Source organism: Bacillus sp. AMCV2, assembly GCF_056033925.1.
In genome coordinates this window covers 1,967,136-1,986,262 of record NZ_JBVYIB010000002.1, presented here as the reverse complement: position 1 = coordinate 1,986,262, position 19,127 = coordinate 1,967,136, and the positions used below count along the sequence as shown (strand labels likewise).

The 19,127-nt window shown below is 45.5% G+C and carries 6 protein-coding genes and 2 pseudogenes; all 8 read left to right on the top strand.

What is annotated here, in order from left to right; all coding sequences use genetic code 11:
• Window positions 1-14: 14 nt before the first annotated feature.
• The 8 genes and pseudogenes from ppsD (at window position 15) to AC0OMA_RS10090 (ending at window position 19,121) form a co-directional block, all read left to right on the top strand.
• Complete coding sequence (gene ppsD, locus AC0OMA_RS10125; RefSeq protein ID WP_474222089.1) at window positions 15-10,826, top strand: plipastatin non-ribosomal peptide synthetase PpsD; 10,812 nt, start codon at window positions 15-17, stop codon at window positions 10,824-10,826.
• A gap of 7 nt (window positions 10,827-10,833) precedes the next feature.
• A pseudogene (ppsE, locus tag AC0OMA_RS10120) lies at window positions 10,834-14,674 on the top strand (plipastatin non-ribosomal peptide synthetase PpsE).
• A gap of 107 nt (window positions 14,675-14,781) precedes the next feature.
• The gene (locus tag AC0OMA_RS10115) at window positions 14,782-15,174 is read left to right on the top strand and encodes a DUF1360 domain-containing protein (RefSeq protein ID WP_322840170.1); all 393 of its coding nucleotides are present in this window, start codon (window positions 14,782-14,784) and stop codon (window positions 15,172-15,174) included.
• A gap of 135 nt (window positions 15,175-15,309) precedes the next feature.
• Window positions 15,310-16,842, top strand: coding sequence for a glycoside hydrolase family 10-like protein (locus tag AC0OMA_RS10110; protein WP_322840171.1), 1,533 nt, complete (start codon window positions 15,310-15,312; stop codon window positions 16,840-16,842).
• A 111-nt stretch (window positions 16,843-16,953) separates the two neighbouring features.
• Window positions 16,954-17,055, top strand: a pseudogene (locus AC0OMA_RS10105) (GNAT family N-acetyltransferase); the annotation flags it as partial.
• 341 nt (window positions 17,056-17,396) lie between these two features.
• Window positions 17,397-17,519 (top strand): hypothetical protein, encoded by a 123-nt coding sequence (locus AC0OMA_RS10100; protein WP_284675385.1) that lies wholly within the window; start codon window positions 17,397-17,399, stop codon window positions 17,517-17,519.
• Window positions 17,520-17,624: 105 nt separating this feature from the next.
• Window positions 17,625-17,927 carry a DUF5367 family protein gene (locus tag AC0OMA_RS10095; protein ID WP_063335436.1) on the top strand — a complete coding sequence of 101 codons (303 nt, stop codon included), beginning with the start codon at window positions 17,625-17,627 and terminating at the stop codon, window positions 17,925-17,927.
• Between the two features lie 51 nt (window positions 17,928-17,978).
• Window positions 17,979-19,121, top strand: coding sequence for an acyl-CoA dehydrogenase (locus tag AC0OMA_RS10090; protein WP_064911698.1), 1,143 nt, complete (start codon window positions 17,979-17,981; stop codon window positions 19,119-19,121).
• The last annotated feature ends 6 nt before the right edge of the window (window positions 19,122-19,127 follow it).

The following is a 19,127-nucleotide window of genomic DNA, read 5'->3' as shown; positions in this document are numbered from 1 at the left end:
AGGGAGACATGAACATGACAAAAGCGAATTCAATTCAGGATATTTATCCGCTGTCTTACATGCAGGAAGGGATGCTTTTCCATTCCCTCCTGCAAAAAGATTCACAGGCGTATGTTGAGCAAGCTTCTTTTACAATAGAAGGGAAAGTCAACCTGCAGTTTTTTCAAAACAGCATCAACGCTCTTGTAGAAAGACATGATATTTTCAGAACGATTTTTATCAGCCAAAATGTTTCCTCCCCCCAGCAGGTTGTTCTGAGAGAACGAAATGTCATCGTACTGGAAGAAGACATTACTCATTTAAACGAGGCGGAGCAATCACAGTTTATCGAGCAATGGAAAGAAAAGGACCGGGACCGGGGGTTTCATTTGCAAAAGGATGTACTCATGCGCATCGCTCTGATTCAAACAGGAGAGAGCCAGTACTCTTGCATTTGGACCTTTCATCATATCATGATGGACGGTTGGTGCCTCAGCATTGTGCTAAAGGAGTTTCTGCATATTTACGCATCTTATGTAAATGCATCCCCTATAACATTGGAGCCGGTCCAGCCATACGGAAAGTATATCAAATGGCTGATGGAGCAAGACAAAGAGCAGGCAGTTTCTTATTGGGACCATTATCTTTCCGGCCACGAACAGCAAACCGTGCTCCCGAAGCAGAAAAAAACAAAGGGAAAAAGCAGGCAGGAACACGTTACATTTTCATTCTCTAAGGAAGAAAGCAGCAGGCTTTCAGAGCTTGCTGCTAGAGAAGAAGTGACACTCAGTACGATTTTTCATACCATTTGGGGCATTCTGCTACAAAAATATAATAATAACGATGACGCCGTATTCGGTTCTGTCATTTCAGGAAGGCCTGCGGAAATCGAAGGCATTGAACATATGGTAGGTCTTTTCATTAATACGATGCCGGTTCGGGTGCAGGGAGCAAAAACGCCATTTCTTCAACTTCTAAAAGATATGCAAAAAGACCGTCTTGCCGCTGAAGCGTACAGCTACCACCCTTTATATGAGATTCAATCCCGCTCAGCTGTTAAGCAAGGGCTGATTGATCATATTCTCGTATTTGAAAACTATCCGGTGCAGCAAGAGATTCAAATGCTGAACAAACAGGAACATGCTTCTGATCTTTTTCAGATTCATAATTTCACTGTCGCAGATGAAACCAACTACAGCTTTTATCTTATGGTGGCGCCAGGGGAAGAAATTCATATCAAAATGAACTATGATGCGGAGCAGCACGATCGGTCTTTTGTGCTTTCTGTCAAAGAGCATCTTCTGAATGCTGTATCACAAATCTTAAATAATCCGAATCTTCCACCTGAAGAAATCGATATCACGACAGATACTGAAAAGCGGCAGCTGATTGGAGAAATCACAGATCGAACACCAGTTTACGAAACCATCCATGCCATGTTTGAAAAACAGGTGGAAAAGACACCAGATGCTCATGCTGTAAAGGATCAATTCTGCTCGTTAACATACAAAGAACTGAATAAATCGGCTAACAGATTGGCACGGCATTTACGAATGAAAGGCGTTGTGAGACAGGAACCCGTTGCGATTATGATGGATCGCTCTGCGGCGTTTATCACCGGCGTTCTTGGAATCTTAAAGGCAGGCGGCGCCATTGTTCCGGTTGATCCGCATTACCCGGCTGACAGAATCCGTTATATTCTGCATGATTGCGGCTGTTCGCATGTTGTTTCACAAGCGCATCTCTCCTCATCGTTAGAAGACAATTACATTATCACTCATCCAGAAGATATCGAAAGCAAAGTAGACGGGAGTAACATAAAGTCAGTCAACAATGCTGACGATCTGCTGTATATGATTTATACATCAGGCACAACAGGTAAACCAAAGGGTGTTCAATTTGAGCATCGAAACATGGCTAACTTGCTGAAGTTCGAATATACTCACTCTGGAATTGACTTTGAAGCAGACGTTCTGCAATTTGCGACACCTGCCTTTGACGTCTGCTATCAAGAAATATTTTCTGCGCTTCTGAAAGGCGGCACACTCCACATCGTGCCAGAAGCCATAAAAAGAGATGTGCCTCAGCTGTTTGCATTTATAAACAAGCATCAGACGAATATTGTGTTTCTCCCAACTGCTTTTATCAAAATGATTTTCAGCGAGCGTGAACTAGCGAACTCGTTTCCTGATGGCGTCAAACACCTGATCGCAGCCGGGGAACAATTAATGATTTCAGACCTTTTCCAAGATGTATTGCGTGAACGCGGCATACACCTGCACAATCATTACGGACCTTCAGAAACTCATGTGGTATCTACGTATACCATTCATCCTGGAGACCCTATTCCTGAGCTTCCGCCAATCGGTAAACCGATAGGCTGTACTGATATATATATTTTGAATCATCAAAAACAGCTTCAGCCATGCGGCGTACCAGGCGAACTCTATATTTCCGGCGCAAGTGTTGCCAGAGGATATGTCAATCACGATAAACTGACAAGCGACAAATTTTCATCCGACCCATTCAGGCCTGGTGTGATCATGTACCGTACAGGTGATTTGGCCAAACGGCTTGAAGACGGCAACATCGAATATATCGGACGGGCAGACAATCAAGTGAAAATCAGAGGTTATCGAATCGAGCCGCAAGAAATCGAAGTCACGTTAATGAATCATCCGGACATTAGTGAGGCTGCCATTCTCATCTGGCAAGATCAAAACGGTGAACATGAATTATGCGCTTACTATTGCAGTGTACAAAAGCTGAATGCAATAGATTTACGCAGTTATATGGCTAGTGAGCTCCCAGAATACATGATTCCGGCGAAATGGATATGGGTTGATAGCATACCTCTTACCCCAAACGGAAAAGTAGATCGCGCAGCACTTCCGGGGCCAGATGCTTCAATCAGCGGAAACCCATATACTGCCCCTCGAAATCTGTTAGAGGCAAAGCTTTCGCAACTATTTGAAGATGTGCTAAAGAATGGACATATAGGCATCCAAGACAACTTTTTTGACAATGGCGGCCACTCGTTAAAAGCAACAGTGCTTATGTCACGGATCGCAAAGGAATTCCATGTGCAAGTTTCGCTTAAGGACATCTTTGCCCATCCAACTGTTGAAGGATTAGCTTCAATCATTCGAGAGGCAGAACAAAATCCGTATGCAGCAATTGAACCAGCAGAAAAAAGGGATACATATCCTGTATCTTCGGCCCAAAAACGAATCTATGTGCTTCAACAGCTTGATGAGGGTGTCGCCTATAACATGCCTGCGGTCTTAGAACTGGAAGGTGCACTGGATGTCGCCAAACTGACTGCTGTATGTAAAGAACTGATCAATCGGCATGAGCCGCTTCGAACTTCCTTTGTATCCGGAGCTGATGACGAGCCGGTTCAGCGTATCCACACCGAAGTGCCGTTTACGTTAAGTAAAGAGACCACTATCGAGGGATTTGTCCGTCCCTTTGATCTTAGCCAGGCGCCATTATTTAGAGCAGGCCTTATAGAAGTGTCAAACGAGAAGCATGTATTGCTGGTGGATATGCACCATATCATTTCAGATGGCGTATCCGTTCAGCTCCTAATCCGAGAATTTACCGATCTTTATGCAAACCGGCAGCTTAAGCCATTGCGGATCCAATATAAAGATTACGCCGTATGGCAGCAGAAATTTAAAAAGGGAGACTCGTACCAAAAGCAGGAGACTTACTGGCAGCAGCAGTTTAGCGGGGACCTTCCTATACTAGAGCTTCCAACAGATAAACGACGTCCGGCAGAACGGCAATTCATAGGCGGAAAAGTAACCTTTCAATTGGACAAAGAGATCACGGCCCGCATAAAGCGGCTCGCCCATAAAAACAGAAGCACGCTTTATATGACGCTTCTCGCTTTGTATTCAGCCTTTTTGTCTCGGTTAAGCGGTCAGGATGATATCGTGATTGGTTCACCTATCGCCGGACGGCCCCATGCCGACCTTGAAGCTGTTCTTGGGATGTTCGTCAATACATTGGCTCTCCGTACACGCCCGGCGGGTAATAAGACATTTGAGGAATTTCTGAAAGAAGTCAGACAGACGGCACTAGAAGCGTATGAGCATCAGGATTACCCGTTTGAAGAGCTTGTGGACAAACTCGGTGTGCAGCGGGAAATGAGCCGGAATCCTTTGTTTGACACAACGCTAGTCCTTCAGAATATGGAACAGCAAAAGCTAAAAATGAATGATGTACAGCTTCAGTGGAACGACTTGGAGCACCCAATATCAAAATTTGATATTTCCCTATACGTTACAGAGCATGATTCCGAGCTTTTCTGTCAGTTTGAATACAGTACAGCTTTGTTTGAGAAAGAAACCATCCAAAGGTGGGCCAGCCTTTTCACCACGCTTATGGAACATACAGCTGCCAGCCCTGAAACAGAATTGGACGATATTCCAATCTTAACAAAAGAAGAAGAGAGAGATTTCATTGAATCATGCCATCCGTTTGAGGAGACGGGCTATTCAATGAATCAAACTCTCTACTATGCACTCGAACAGCAGGCAGCAAAAACGCCTGATCAGACGGCCGTTATCTTTGAAGATGGAGCGATGACCTATAAAGAATTGAACGAACAGGCTAACCGTATCGCCTGGGAGCTGATCGGACGAGGAGTAAAATCTGAAACGACTGTTGCCATTATAGGCCGGCGTTCGCCTGAAATGCTGATCGGCATTTATGGCATTCTTAAAGCTGGCGGCGCTTATCTGCCCATTGACCCGGATTATCCGGAAGAACGAATCAGCTTTCTGCTGGAGGACAGCGGTACAAACATTCTCCTCCTTCAGTCTGCCAGCCTTCATATTCCGGCATTTACAGGAGAGATTGTCTATCTCAATCAGACAAATAGCGGACTGGCACATCGTTTGTCCAATCCGAATGTGAACGTTCTTCCGCAATCTTTAGCCTATGTCATCTATACATCCGGCTCTACCGGGATGCCTAAGGGTGTTGAAATTGAACATCGATCAGCGGTGAATTTTTTGAATTCCCTACAGTCCCGCTATCAGCTAAAGCATTCAGATATGATTATGCACAAAACATCCTATTCATTCGATGCTTCAATATGGGAGCTGTTTTGGTGGCCTTATGCCGGAGCTTCTGTTTATCTGCTTCCTCAGGGAGGCGAAAAAGAACCTGAAGTGATCGTGAAGGCCATAGAAGAACAAAAGATCACAGCTATGCATTTTGTGCCTTCAATGCTCCATGCATTTTTAGAACATATAAAATATCGCTCTGTACCGATTAAGACAAACAGACTCAAGCGAGTGTTTTCTGGGGGAGAACAGCTGGGGACCCATCTTGTCTCCCGATTTTACGAGTTGCTTCCAAATGTTTCAATAACCAATTCCTATGGGCCAACGGAAGCAACCGTTGAAGTTGCATTCTTTGATTGTCCGCCGCATGAAAAACTTGAACGGATTCCAATTGGAAAACCTGTTCATCATGTCAGATTATATATCCTGAATCAGAATCAGCAGATGCTGCCTGCTGGATGTATCGGCGAACTGTACATTGCCGGAGCGGGTGTTGCCAGAGGTTATTTGAATCGGCCGGCATTAACGGAGGAGCGTTTTCTTGAAGACCCGTTTTATCCGGGGGAACGCATGTACAAAACAGGAGACGTGGCGCGCTGGCTCCCTGACGGGAATGTTGAATTCCTCGGCCGCACGGATGATCAGGTGAAAATCCGCGGCTACCGGATTGAGCCGGGAGAAATTGAAGCGGCACTAAGAAGTATAGAAGGTGTAAGAGAGGCGGCCGTTACCGTACGGACAGACAGCGGGGAGCCGGAATTATGCGCTTATGTAGAAGGGCTCGGAAGAAACGAAGTCCGAGCGCAGCTTGAGAGACTGTTGCCGGGCTACATGATCCCAGCCTATATGATAGAAATGGAACAGTGGCCGGTTACACCAAGCGGAAAGCTCGACCGAAACGCCCTGCCAGCTCCTGACGGAGCGGCAGATGCGGAGACCTACACGGCGCCGAGAAACGTGACTGAGATGAAGCTTTCTCAGCTATGGGAGGACGTGCTGAAAAATGGCCCTGTCGGGATTCACGACAACTTTTTTGACCGCGGGGGACATTCTTTAAAAGCAACGGCGCTTGTCTCACGGATCGCCAAAGAATTCGATGTACAGGTGCCGCTAAAAGATGTGTTTGCCCATCCGACGGTAGAAGGGCTGGCGGCCGTTATCCGTGAAGGAACGGACAGTCCATATAAAGCGATAAAACCGGCTGAAAAGCAGGAAACCTATCCAGTTTCCTCTGCCCAAAAGCGGATTTATGTCCTTCAGCAGCTGGAGGACGGTGGGACAGGCTACAATATGCCGGCTGTATTAGAGCTCGAAGGGAAGCTGGATCCTGAAAGGATGGACAGAGCTTTCAAAGAGCTGATCAAGCGCCACGAGTCGCTTCGGACCGCCTTCGAACAGGACGAAGGCGGCGATCCGGTGCAGCGCATCCATGACGAAGTGCCATTCATATTACAGACTACAGCTCTCGGCGAACGAACCGAACAGGACGCCGCAGCAGCCTTTATCAAACCGTTTGACCTCAGCCAAGCGCCGCTGTTCCGTGCCCAAATCGTAAAGGTATCAGATGAGCGGCACCTGTTGCTGGTTGATATGCATCACATCATTTCAGACGGTGTTTCCGTCAACATTCTGATTCGGGAATTCGGGGAGCTGTACAACAACCGGAAGCTTCCGGCACTGCGCATTCAATATAAAGACTACGCCGTATGGCAAGAAGGATTCAAAACAGGAGACGCGTACAAAACGCAGGAGGCGTACTGGCTGAAGCAGCTCGAAGGCGAGCTGCCTGTGCTGGACCTTCCCGCTGATCATGCCCGCCCGCCTGTGCGAAGCTTCGCGGGTGACAAGGTCTCATTTACCCTGGATCCAGAGGTTACATCAGGCCTTCACAAGCTGGCACGAGAAAACGGAAGCACACTGTACATGGTGCTCCTTGCGGCGTACACCGCGTTCTTGTCACGCTTAAGCGGACAGGAAGATATCCTTGTGGGATCGCCAATCGCCGGCCGTCCGCACAAGGATCTTGAGCCGATACTCGGCATGTTTGTGAACACGCTGGCTCTGAGGACACGCCCGGAGGGCGGGAAGCCGTTTGTGCAGTATTTGCAGGAAGTGCGCGCCACTGCATTAGAAGCTTATGAGCATCAGGATTATCCGTTCGAAGAGCTTGTCGATAAGCTTGGAGTGACGCGGGATATGAGCAGAAACCCGCTATTTGATACCATGTTAGTTGTCCAAAATAATGATTATGAGCCATTACATCTGCATGATTTGCAAATGAAGCCGGCAGAAGTTTCTCATCTCGTTTCTAAATTCGATTTGACACTACAGGCATCTGAGGGCGACGGAAACATTCATTTCCTTTTTGAATATTCAACCGCATTGTTCGAGAAAACCACCATTGAACGCTGGGCATCGCATTTAACAAATGTACTTAGCATCATCGGTAAAAACCCGGAGGTGACACTCAACCATATCGACATCCTGACCCAAGAAGAGCGGCACCAGCTGCTTAATGAGTTTAACACCGGGCAAGCGAATCAATACGGAGTTCAAACAATCAGTCAATTGTTTGAGCAGCAAGCCGCACGAACACCAAAAGCTTCTGCACTTGTCAGCGGAGACAAAACACTGACGTATCAAGAGTTGGACGAGTGGTCCAATGGAATCGCACGTGCATTGCGCAGCCGAGGTGTTAAGCCGGACACACCAGTAGGCATCATGATGCATCGTTCGTTCAGTATGATAGCATCCATACTTGGTGTGTGGAAAGCCGGAGGCTGTTACGTTCCCATTGATCCTGAATACCCGACAGAACGGAAACGCTATATCCTCAGCGACAGCGGAACGAAACTGCTGATGACAATAAATGAAGCGGATCGGGGAGTACTTGCTGACTTTGAAGGAGAGATCTTGACGATAGAAAGCGTAGAGGCAGACGACAAATCGCCGCTGCCGCAAATGTCATCTGCCCATCATTTGGCTTATATCATTTATACCTCTGGAACGACGGGCCGTCCAAAAGGGGTAATGGTCGAGCATAAAGGTATTGCCAACACTCTTCAGTGGCGGCGAAACGCTTATGCATTCAACGAGACAGATACCATCCTGCAGCTCTTTTCTTTCTCATTTGACGGCTTTTTAACTAGTATGTTTACACCGCTTTTGTCAGGTGCAAAAGCTGTTTTGCTTCATGAAGAGGAAGCGAAGGATATTCTGGCCATTAAGGCTCAGCTGTCTCGTCAACGGATTACACATATGATTATTGTGCCTGTTTTATATCGAGCGCTTTTGGACGTAGTGCAGCCGGAAGATGTAAAGACACTTAGAGTCGTCACACTGGCGGGAGAAGCGGCTGACCGCGAATTGATCGACCGCAGCTTAGCTATATGTCCGCATACCGAACTCGCCAACGAATATGGACCGACAGAAAACAGCGTGGCGACTACCGTCATGAGACATATGGAAAAGCAGGCATACGTAAGCATCGGCCAGCCGATTGACGGGACTCAAGTGCTGATTTTAAATAGCAATCATCAGCTTCAGCCAATCGGTGTTGCGGGAGAGCTTTGTATAGCAGGAACAGGACTTGCAAGAGGGTACGTCAATCTTCCAGAACTGACAGAGAGAGCATTCACGCAGAATCCATTTAAACCCGAAACACGAATGTACCGAACAGGAGACGCCGCCAGATGGATGGCCGACGGAACACTCGAATATCTCGGAAGAATCGATGATCAAGTCAAAATCAGAGGATACCGTGTAGAAACGAAAGAAATTGAATCGGTCATCCGGTGTATAAATGGTGTAAAAGACGCCGCAGTAGTTGCTCATGTAACAGCGTCAGGACAAACCGAATTAAGTGCTTATGTGGTGACAAAACCAGAGTTGAGCACAAGTGCTGTACGCTCAGAATTACAAAACAAGCTGCCGGTGTTTATGCACCCTGCGTTTATTGAAAAACTGGACTCACTTCCATTGTCACCAAATGGCAAGCTGGATCGCGGAGCTCTTCCAAAACCTGTATACAACCACGAAGGTGAACGTCCATTCCTCCCGCCAGCCAGCAAAATGGAACAAATACTGGCAGATATATGGAAAGAAGTACTGGGGGCAGAAAAGATCGGAACAGCTGATTCGTTCTTTGAACTTGGCGGAGATTCGATCAAAGCGTTACAGGTATCTGCGCGGCTTCACCGGATAGGCAAGCAAATGGCAGTGAAAGATTTGTTTAGCCATCCGACCATTCAAGAATTGGCAGCTTATATCCGTGATTCAGATACAAGTTCCAGCCAAGCTGCGGTTGAGGGAGATGTACAATGGTCGCCTGTTCAAAAATGGTTTCTTTCTCAAGATATAAAAGAAAAACACCATTTTAATCAGTCCGTAATGCTGCATCGAAGCACCTCTGTACAAGAAGACGCACTGCGAAAAACGTTAAAAGCAATAACGTGTCATCATGATGCGCTGCGAATGGTGTTTACACAGAATGAACAAGGAAAGTGGGATCAATATAATCGGCCGCTCAGTCATTCGGACGACGCGTTGTACGGCCTTCAGATGATTGATTTATCAGCTCCGGACGGCACTGATGGCAATAGAGCGTATGAGCCTATTATCAAACGCCATGTACTTGATATTCAGCAGAAAATGGATTTGAAGAATGGTCCGCTGCTGCAAGCCGGTCTTTTCCACACAATTGACGGTGATTTCTTATTTTTATCTGCTCATCACCTCGTCGTTGACGGCATCTCATGGCGGGTTCTGCTTGAAGATTTGGCTTTAGGGTATCGCCAAGCTGCTGGCGGGGAGGATATCAAACTGCCGCCTAAAACAAGCTCGTTTAAAGCGTACGCGAAAAAGCTCTCTGACTACGCTGAAAGCCAGCAGCTAATGAAACAGCTCAAGTATTGGCGCGAAGCCGAAGAGTATCAAACAGAGGCATTGCCTTTTGATCAAATCGATGGAACTAGAGCACACGAGGGACAACGGTCCACAATTTCGTTTACCTTAAACGATATAGAGACAGCAGCACTCTTAAAAGACGCCAACAGCGCATATAACACTGATACGCAGGACATGCTGCTCGCTTCTGTCATTCTTGCGCTGCGCCATTGGACCAATCAATCCGCCTTCAAACTATCATTAGAGGGCCACGGGCGAGAGGATGTATTAGAAGGAATAGATGTGAGCCGGACGGTTGGATGGTTTACCGCCATTTATCCGTTATTGATTAAACTGAACGCAGACTTGCCAGACTCGGAAGAATACATGGTTCATGTGCTAAAAACAACAAAAGATACACTGAGACGTGTACCTGACAAAGGATTCGGCTACGGTGTCATCAAATATTTGACGCCGCCTGGCAAAAAAGACATCGATTTCATAGGGGCACCAGAAATCAGCTTCAATTATCTTGGTCAATTTGAAAGCGGCCGCACAGCTGAAGTACCTGAGGAGGACGCCTTCTCATTCTCTCCGCTGGGTGCCGGAGGTGATATCAGCACAACATGGAACCGTGAACAGTCGCTGGATATCAGTGCAATCGCTGCAGAAGGAAAATTGACTGTCAATATGACTTATGACAATGCCCGCTTTCAGCGCAAAACCATCGAACAGCTTAGCGAAACATGCCGTCAATTTTTATTACAGCTGATCGAACACTGCCAGAACAAAAGCGAAACAGAAAAGACGATCAGCGATTATGATGATCAAGAACTGACCGAGGACGCGCTGCAAGAGATCGCTGATATGCTCAGTTTTCACTAATGAATCCGTGAAGAAAGGTGCAGACACTATGGATAACATTAAAAAAATCAAGAACATTTATCCTCTGAGTCACATGCAGGAGGGGATGCTGTTTCATTCCTTCCTCCGTAAAGAGGAGGGGGCGTATGTTGAGCAGTCGCTCTTCACCATTAAAGGAAGCCTCAGCTATGACTGGTTCCAGCGCAGCATTCAAGCCATTATCGACCGCCATGATATTTTCAGAACCGTGTTTTTGCCGCACGTCCCGCATTTGTCGGGACCTCGGCAAGTCGTGATGACAGAACGTGAATTCCATTTGTACAGCGAAGACATTTCTCATCTGCCAACAAACGACCAGAATGAGTATATTGAACGCTTTAAAGAGAAGGACAAGCAAAAAGGCTTTGATCTGCAAAAAGACATGCTGATGCGGATTTCTCTATTCAAAACAGCTAAAGATGAACATGTCTGTATCTGGAGTCACCATCATATTTTAATGGACGGATGGTGCCTAGGTATTGTTATGCAGGAATTTATGCAAATTTATCAATCGATTCATGCAGGAAAACCGCTTTCATTAGACCCTGTCCGTCCGTACAGCACCTATATTTCCTGGCTGACAAACCGAGACAAAGAAAAAGCAGCGGCCTACTGGGATACCTATTTAAAAAACTACAGCACCCCATCACCTCTGCCTCGGGTGTCTGATAAAGAAACAAAAGAAGGTTATCACCGTGAAGATTTGATATTTTCATTAAATAAACCACTGACAGACAAGCTGAAAGAGGCTGCCAAACAACATGGCGTCACGCTCGCTACCCTTATTCAAACGGTCTGGGGTGTGATGCTGCAGCAATATAACCGCACAGACGACGTTGTGTTTGGCGCAGTTGTATCAGGAAGACCGTCAGAAATCCCGGGCGTGGAGCAAATGATAGGGTTGTTTATCAATACCATACCGATTCGAATTAAAACACATCAAGACGAAACGTTTCAAGGACTGCTCATACGATGCCAGAAAGAAATGCTGGAAGCTGAGCCGTTTACCTGCCAGCCTTTATTTGATATTCAGGCAAACACCGCATTAAAACAGGAACTGATTGATCACATTATCGTCTTTGAAAACTATCCGTTACAGCAGAAAATCGCCGATTCCGCTGATCAAACCGATTCACCGCTGCAAATCGATCAAGTTCAAGTATCCGAGCAATCAGGATATAACTTTAATCTTGTCGTTGCTCCCGGCGAAGAGCTTGTCGTCAAGTTCAGCTATAATGCGTTCGTTTACGATGCTGCCTGGATCAGCTGTATCAAGAGGCAATTTACGCAAGCGCTTAGCACAGCGGCACAGCACCCTCATATGCCAATTGCTGATTTTTCTTTTCTTGATGCAACAGAAAAAGTGCAGATTGTCACACAGTTCAACAATACAAAAACGGAGTATCCAAAGAATCATACAATTATCGATTTATTTCGCGAACAAGCAGAAAAGACGCCAGACCATACCGCACTTGTGTATGGCAATATGTCTATTTCGTATAAAGAGCTTGATAAACGCTCTAATGTGCTCGCCAGAGAGTTAATTCAAAAGGGATTTCGGCAAAACGAGACAGCCGGAATATTGGCTGCACATTCTCCCGAATTCATGATCAGTGTGCTTGCCGTTTTAAAAGCAGGGGGAGCATACCTCCCGCTTGATGCGGAGCTTCCTCCTGAACGAGTCAGCTTTATGCTTGAGGAAACGCAAGCAAAAATGTTGATTGTTCAAAAGGGGCTGGAGCAAAATGCTGTGTTCTCAGGGACATGTATCATTTCAGATGCGCAGGCATTGTCAGAAGAGAACGATATCCCAATCAATATCACCTCCAGCCCGGACGATCTTGCATACATCATGTATACCTCAGGATCAACAGGCCGGCCGAAAGGGGTCATGATCACGAATCGCAATGTCGTGTCCCTTGTCAGAAACAGCAATTACACGTCTGCGTCCGGTGATGACCGGTTTATTCTTACTGGATCTATCAGCTTTGACGCCGTCACCTTTGAAATGTTCGGGTCACTTTTAAATGGCGCAAGCCTTCATATCATTGATAAATCGACAATGCTGACACCTGATCGGTTTGGAGCGTATTTGTTTGAAAATGACATCACAGTGCTATTTTTAACTACAGCTCTTTTTAATCAGCTGGCACAGGTACGAGCTGACATGTTTCGCGGACTCCATACGTTATATGTCGGAGGAGAAGCACTCTCTCCTGCCCTGATGAATGCCGTCAGACACGCCTGTCCAGATCTCGCGCTTCATAATATTTACGGGCCTACGGAAAACACGACTTTTTCAACCTTTTTTGAAATGAAGAGAGACTATGCGGGGCCGATTCCGATTGGAAAACCAATCAGCAATAGCACCGCTTACATCTTAGATACAAAAGGACGTCTTTTGCCAATAGGCGTTCCCGGCGAGCTTTGTGTTGGCGGTGATGGGGTCGCTAAAGGCTATTTGAACAGAGATGACCTGACAAATGCTGTTTTTTCTCCTCATCCTTTCTTGTCTGGAGAAAGAATATACCGTACCGGTGATTTGGCACGCTGGCTGCCTGATGGAAACTTAGAATACATCAGCAGAATTGACAGGCAAATGAAAATCCGCGGAAAACGAATTGAGCCTGCCGAAATAGAAGCGCGCCTGTTAGAAATGGAAGGCGTTCAAGAAGCAGCAGTGACATTGAGAGAAAAAGATGGAGAGGCGCAGCTGTACACTCATTACGTCGGTGATCACAAAAAAACAGATACGGATTTTCGCGCCGATTTGGCGCGTGTGCTTCCAGACTATATGATCCCGCAGCACTGGGTGCGTGTGGAGCGGATGCCGCTTACCGGAAACGGAAAAATAGACCGCAGCGCGCTGCCTATTCCAGAAAATAAGCCTGCCAAACGACAGAACATCATATTGCCAAGAAACTTGGTTGAAGAAGAATTGGCGAACATTTGGAAGCAAGTCCTCGGTGTTAACACAATCAGTATTGATGATGACTTCTTTGCTATTGGCGGACATTCACTAAAAGCACTGCAAGTCATACATACACTAAAACATCAGCAGAACATTGACATACCGATTGATTTCTTGTTCGAAAATCCGACAATCGCTCAGCTTGCCGAAAAACTTTATTCTAAACAGCTGACAGTGGCAGATGAACAGCATGTGATCAAACTGAACCAGCACGGCGCGCAAAATCTTTTCTGCTTCCCGCCGATATCAGGATTTGGCATTTATTTTAAAGACCTTGCTTTATTGCTGAATGAGAAGGCAGCCGTATACGGGTTTCACTTTATTGAACAAGACACCCGCATTGAACAATATGTTAATTGCATGACGGACATACAGCCTGAGGGCCCATACGTTTTATTAGGCTACTCTGCAGGCGGAAACCTGGCTTTTGAAGTGGCACAGGCTATGGAGCGCAAAGGATTGGAAGTCAGCGACTTCATTATCGTGGACGCTTATCTAAAGGAACAGTCTTTGCCTATCGATACCGGTAATGACGAATCTGCAGCATATCTGCCTGAAGCAGTCAGAGAAAAGGTGATGAAGAAAAAAAAGAAACTATCAGGCATATTGGGCACAATTGCTGAATGAAGGGCACATCAAAGCAAGCATTCATTTCATCGAAGCTGGAATTCAAATCGAAACCAGCGAGAATACAGGCTTAACGAAATGGGAAGGCGCCTGTGGAAACTACAGCGAGTACACGGGTTTTGGCGCTCATAAAGACATGCTGGAAGGAACATATGCTGAAAAGAATGCTGACATCATCCTTGACATTTTAGAAAAGATCACTTCAAATAAAGCAATCCCGCACAAACAATAGAACAGATTCGCGGACAGAGGCATTCTCTGTCCGCTTCTTTTTGTATCAAAGAATGGATCGATGACACTAGGGAATGATAACATCATCCTTTTTCTTGGAGGCTTGTCATGGATCATCTATCTTTTCTTACGTTTATCATGCTGATTCTAGCCAGTTACAGGCTGACACATTTGATTGTATTCGACAAAATCACAGAATTTATCCGAAAACCTTTTATGAAAAAGAAAAGGATTGTTGATCAAAACGGGCATGTAGATGAAAAAAGCGTGCCGGCTTCTAACTTTGGATACATGCTCAATTGCTACTGGTGTGCCGGTGTTTGGTGTGCCATCTTGATCGGACTTGGCTATCTATTTTCGCCTCGTATTGCAATACCGCTGATCTTTATTTTAGCTATTGCCGGAGCACAAGCGATCCTTGAAACGGCTGTCGGTGTCGGCGTAAAACTTATTGACGTGTTAAAAAGTCTGCAAACCATGATTAATGATAAAAAGTCCTAAAAGCGGTTCACAACATGCTTTAGGACTTTTTTCGTTTATTTAGTGAGATAGACATTCTGTTAATCACCCTTTTATAGCCCGGGAATACCGTAATAGCGAATAGTGAAAGTGATGTAATGGGGGAGAAGAAACAGAATGAAGGTTTGCCAAAAGTCGATTGTCCGTTTCCTTGTCAGCTTGATCATCGGAACGTTTGTCATTTCCGTTCCGTTTATGGCCAATGCGCAGTCTGACAGGGAGCTGAGAGCCGTATGGATTGCTTCCGTATTAAATATTGATTGGCCGTCCAAAAAAGGGTTATCTGTGAAAGAGCAAAAACAGGAGTATATCAAACTGCTGAACGATGTGCAAAAAATGGGAATGAATGCCGTTATCGTTCAGATTAAACCGACGGCTGATGCCTTTTATCCGTCAGCTTACGGGCCTTGGTCGGAATACTTAACCGGTGTCCAAGGGAAGGACCCGGGCTATGATCCTCTTGCATTTATGATTGAAGAAACCCATAAACGAAATTTGGAATTTCACGCGTGGTTTAATCCTTACCGTATTACAATGAATCATACAGATCTTAATAAATTGTCTGAGGATCACCCGGCAAGAAAACATCCAGATTGGGTTGCCGCCTATGGAAACCAGCTGTATTATCATCCAGGCATTCCAGAAACGAGAGATTTTATCGTCAAAGGCATTGAAGAAGTCGTAAAACATTATGATATCGATGCTGTTCATATGGATGATTATTTTTACCCTTATAAAATAGCAGGACAGGAATTTCCTGATCAAGCACAGTACGATCAATACGGAAAAGACGCTTTTTCTAATATCGATGACTGGCGGCGGGACAATGTGAACCAGCTTGTCAAACAAATCAACCAAACAATTAAAGCCGCAAAACCGTATGTCAAATTCGGCATCAGTCCCTTTGGAGTATGGAGAAACGCCGCAGATGACCCGACCGGATCGAATACAAAAGCAGGCGTCAGAAATTATGACGATCTATATGCAGACACAAGACATTGGATCCAAGAAGGCGACATCGATTATATTGCTCCGCAAATTTATTGGAGTATCGGCTTTAACGCAGCGGCTTACGACGTGCTGGCTGATTGGTGGAGCAATGAAGTCAAAAATAGGCCTGTTCACTTATATATTGGCCAGGCAGCATATAAAATCAATAACAATTTTGATCCGCCTTGGTCTGACCCTGAGGAATATGTGCGGCAAATCACTTTGAACCGCCAGCTTGAACTGGTGAAAGGAAGCATGCATTTCAGCCTCAAAGACCTCAACAAAAATCCGCTTGGCATCAAAGACAGGCTCAGCACCGATCTTTACAGCAAGCCGGCACTGGTTCCGCAAATGCCTTGGCTTGACAATACCGCCCCAAAAAAACCGAAGCTTACGAAAGTCACCGAAGACAAAAACGGCAATCTTCTGCAGATTAAAGATCACCCATCAAATCAAAAAACGAAAGAAACAGCCTATTATGCGATATACAGAGCCGAAGGGAAAAAGCAGAAAACATTGCTGGCAACGCAAAGAAAAACACATGAGCAGCAAACCTTCTTAGATAACACGGCAGATCCTAACAAGAAATATACGTATTATGTCACTTCAGCAGACCGGCTTCATAACGAAAGCAAGGCTTCCAAACGAACAACAAAATAAAAAATGAGAAGGACGGCTTTCTAAGTCGTCTTTTTTTAAAAGTGATTTTGGAGACAGGAAACGATGGTAAACCGCTGAATTTTTTAAAAAACAAAGGTGAGATTCACATGAATATTGGAGGCGGTGTTTGGACATTTTCCATTATTGGAATCTGAGAAACTAGTACTAAATAAAATCGAAGAGAAACACGTACAGGACGTGTTTTCGATATATGATAATCGCAAAGTATTCGATTACTGCGGGATCATCCCAAAACATAACATAAAGATAGTACATAAAATGATTGGCGCCATCGGGCAATATTGGTCTGGCAAAGGCGTTGTCGATTTAGGAATCTACGGCATTCTTGACCATTCCATATTATTGTAATTGCAAGAGTTAGTTATTGAACTAACTAATTTAGAAGCTGACCGTTACAGGATTTCAAAATGAACGGATCAAAGAGCAGCTAAGTCATCTGTTACAATCCGAAAATCAATATCTGACAGAAGAACTCACTCAATTGTGGGGCAACATCTCCAATTGGCGGTATTTCCTTAACAACATGGGGGATCATGCTGAATGCTTTAATTGACGGGCTTGCCATCCAGTCTCTCGTCTCTGATGATTTTTCAACGGAAGATGTTTATCAGGAGCTTGAATGGTTGCTGGTGAAGCTGACTGAAAACATGATGTAACACGAAAGGAGATCGAACATGTTTACTCAATTAAGACTTGTCCTTACGTTTTCATTTCTAGTCTGGTTAGTTGCCACATTATTTTTTGTGCTGTTCGGAGATGCTGTGTTGACTGATCCGGCTGAAGAAGCCTTTTTGCCGAACTTTCTTCTCTTGGGAGCGGGCACCGCTCTTGTTTTATGCCTTGTGTTCTTTCTCTATCAAAAACTCGATCAATCACAGTTCGCGGTGATCAAGCTAGGTATATGGGGATCAGCGGTCGGTTTATTGATGGATACGATTTCCCTTTGGAATCATCCCCTCATCCTCCCGGCTTTATCAAAGGGCCAAGTTATTGCGTTTGCGATATGGATGGTATGCGCCTACGGATTCAGTTTTAATTTTCAGACTTTTCTTGTCAGGGAATGATTATAGAACTCGCCTAATAGGATGTTACAAAGATGTGAAGGAGGAAACGATGTGAATTTTGAGCTGACAAAAGAACAACAAATGGTGCGTGAAATGGTAAAAGATTTTGCGAAAAAAGAAATTGCTCCTCACGCTGAACATGTAGATCAAACAGGCGAGTTCCCGATGCAAACATTTGAAAAAATGGGTGAACTTGGGCTGATGGGTATTCCATTTCCAGAAGAATACGGCGGATCTGGCGGTGATACGATTTCATATGCCTTAGCGGTTGAAGAAGTCGGCAAAGCCTGCGGCAGTACTGGATTAAGCTATGCTGCAGCGGTCTCGCTAGGCGCAAGCCCTCTTTACTACTTCGGAACAGAAGAGCAAAAACAGACGCATTTGACGCCGCTGGCTTCAGGCACAGCACTCGGATCATTCGGCCTGACGGAGCCAAATGCCGGCTCAGATGCAGGAGGCACTCAAACAAAAGCGATTTCAAATGGTGACGAGTATGTAATCAACGGCGAAAAGTGCTGGATCACTAATGCAAGCTACGCACGCACAGTTATTGTAACCGCCGTAACAGGCAAAAACAAAGACGGAAAAAACATCATCTCCGCATTAATCGTGCCAACTGACACACCAGGACTTACGATTACGAGCCCGTACGATAAAATGGGCGTCCGCGGTTCGAATACAGCGGAAATTTTGCTTGAGGATGTAAGAGTGCCTGCGGCCAACTTACTTGGCGATCCAACAAAAGGGTTTAAACAGTTTCTATATACGCTGGACGGAGGGCGAATCTCCATCGCTGCTCTTGCAGTCGGCATTGCCCAAGCGGCCCTTGACGCATCATTGGCATATGCGAAAGAACGAAAGCAGTTTGGACAGCCGATTTCTTCCTTTCAAGCGATTCAATTTAAGCTTGCTGACATGGCGATGGAAATTGATCTGGCACGGCAAATGGTGTTAAAAGCCGCCTGGCTGAAAGACCATAACCGCCCGTTCACCAAAGAAGCGGCGTACGCCAAGCTATTCGCATCTGAAATGGCGACAAGAGCTTGCAATCAAGCCATTCAAATCCATGGAGGTTCAGGTTATATGAAAGAGTATGGAGTGGAACGGATGCTGCGGGACGCAAAATTAATGGAAATCGGTGAAGGCACATCTGAAATTCAGCGTCTCGTGATCGCCAGACAGCTTTTAAAATAAAAAATG

Bases quoted from the DNA above. Each gene is read 5' to 3' on its own strand.
- ppsD (WP_474222089.1), top strand. From the start codon at position 15: ATGACAAAAGCGAATTCAATTCAGGATATTTATCCGCTGTCTTACATG.
- AC0OMA_RS10115 (WP_322840170.1), top strand. From the start codon at position 14,782: ATGGATCATCTATCTTTTCTTACGTTTATCATGCTGATTCTAGCCAGT.
- AC0OMA_RS10110 (WP_322840171.1), top strand. From the start codon at position 15,310: ATGAAGGTTTGCCAAAAGTCGATTGTCCGTTTCCTTGTCAGCTTGATC.
- AC0OMA_RS10100 (WP_284675385.1), top strand. From the start codon at position 17,397: ATGCTGAATGCTTTAATTGACGGGCTTGCCATCCAGTCTCTCGTCTCT.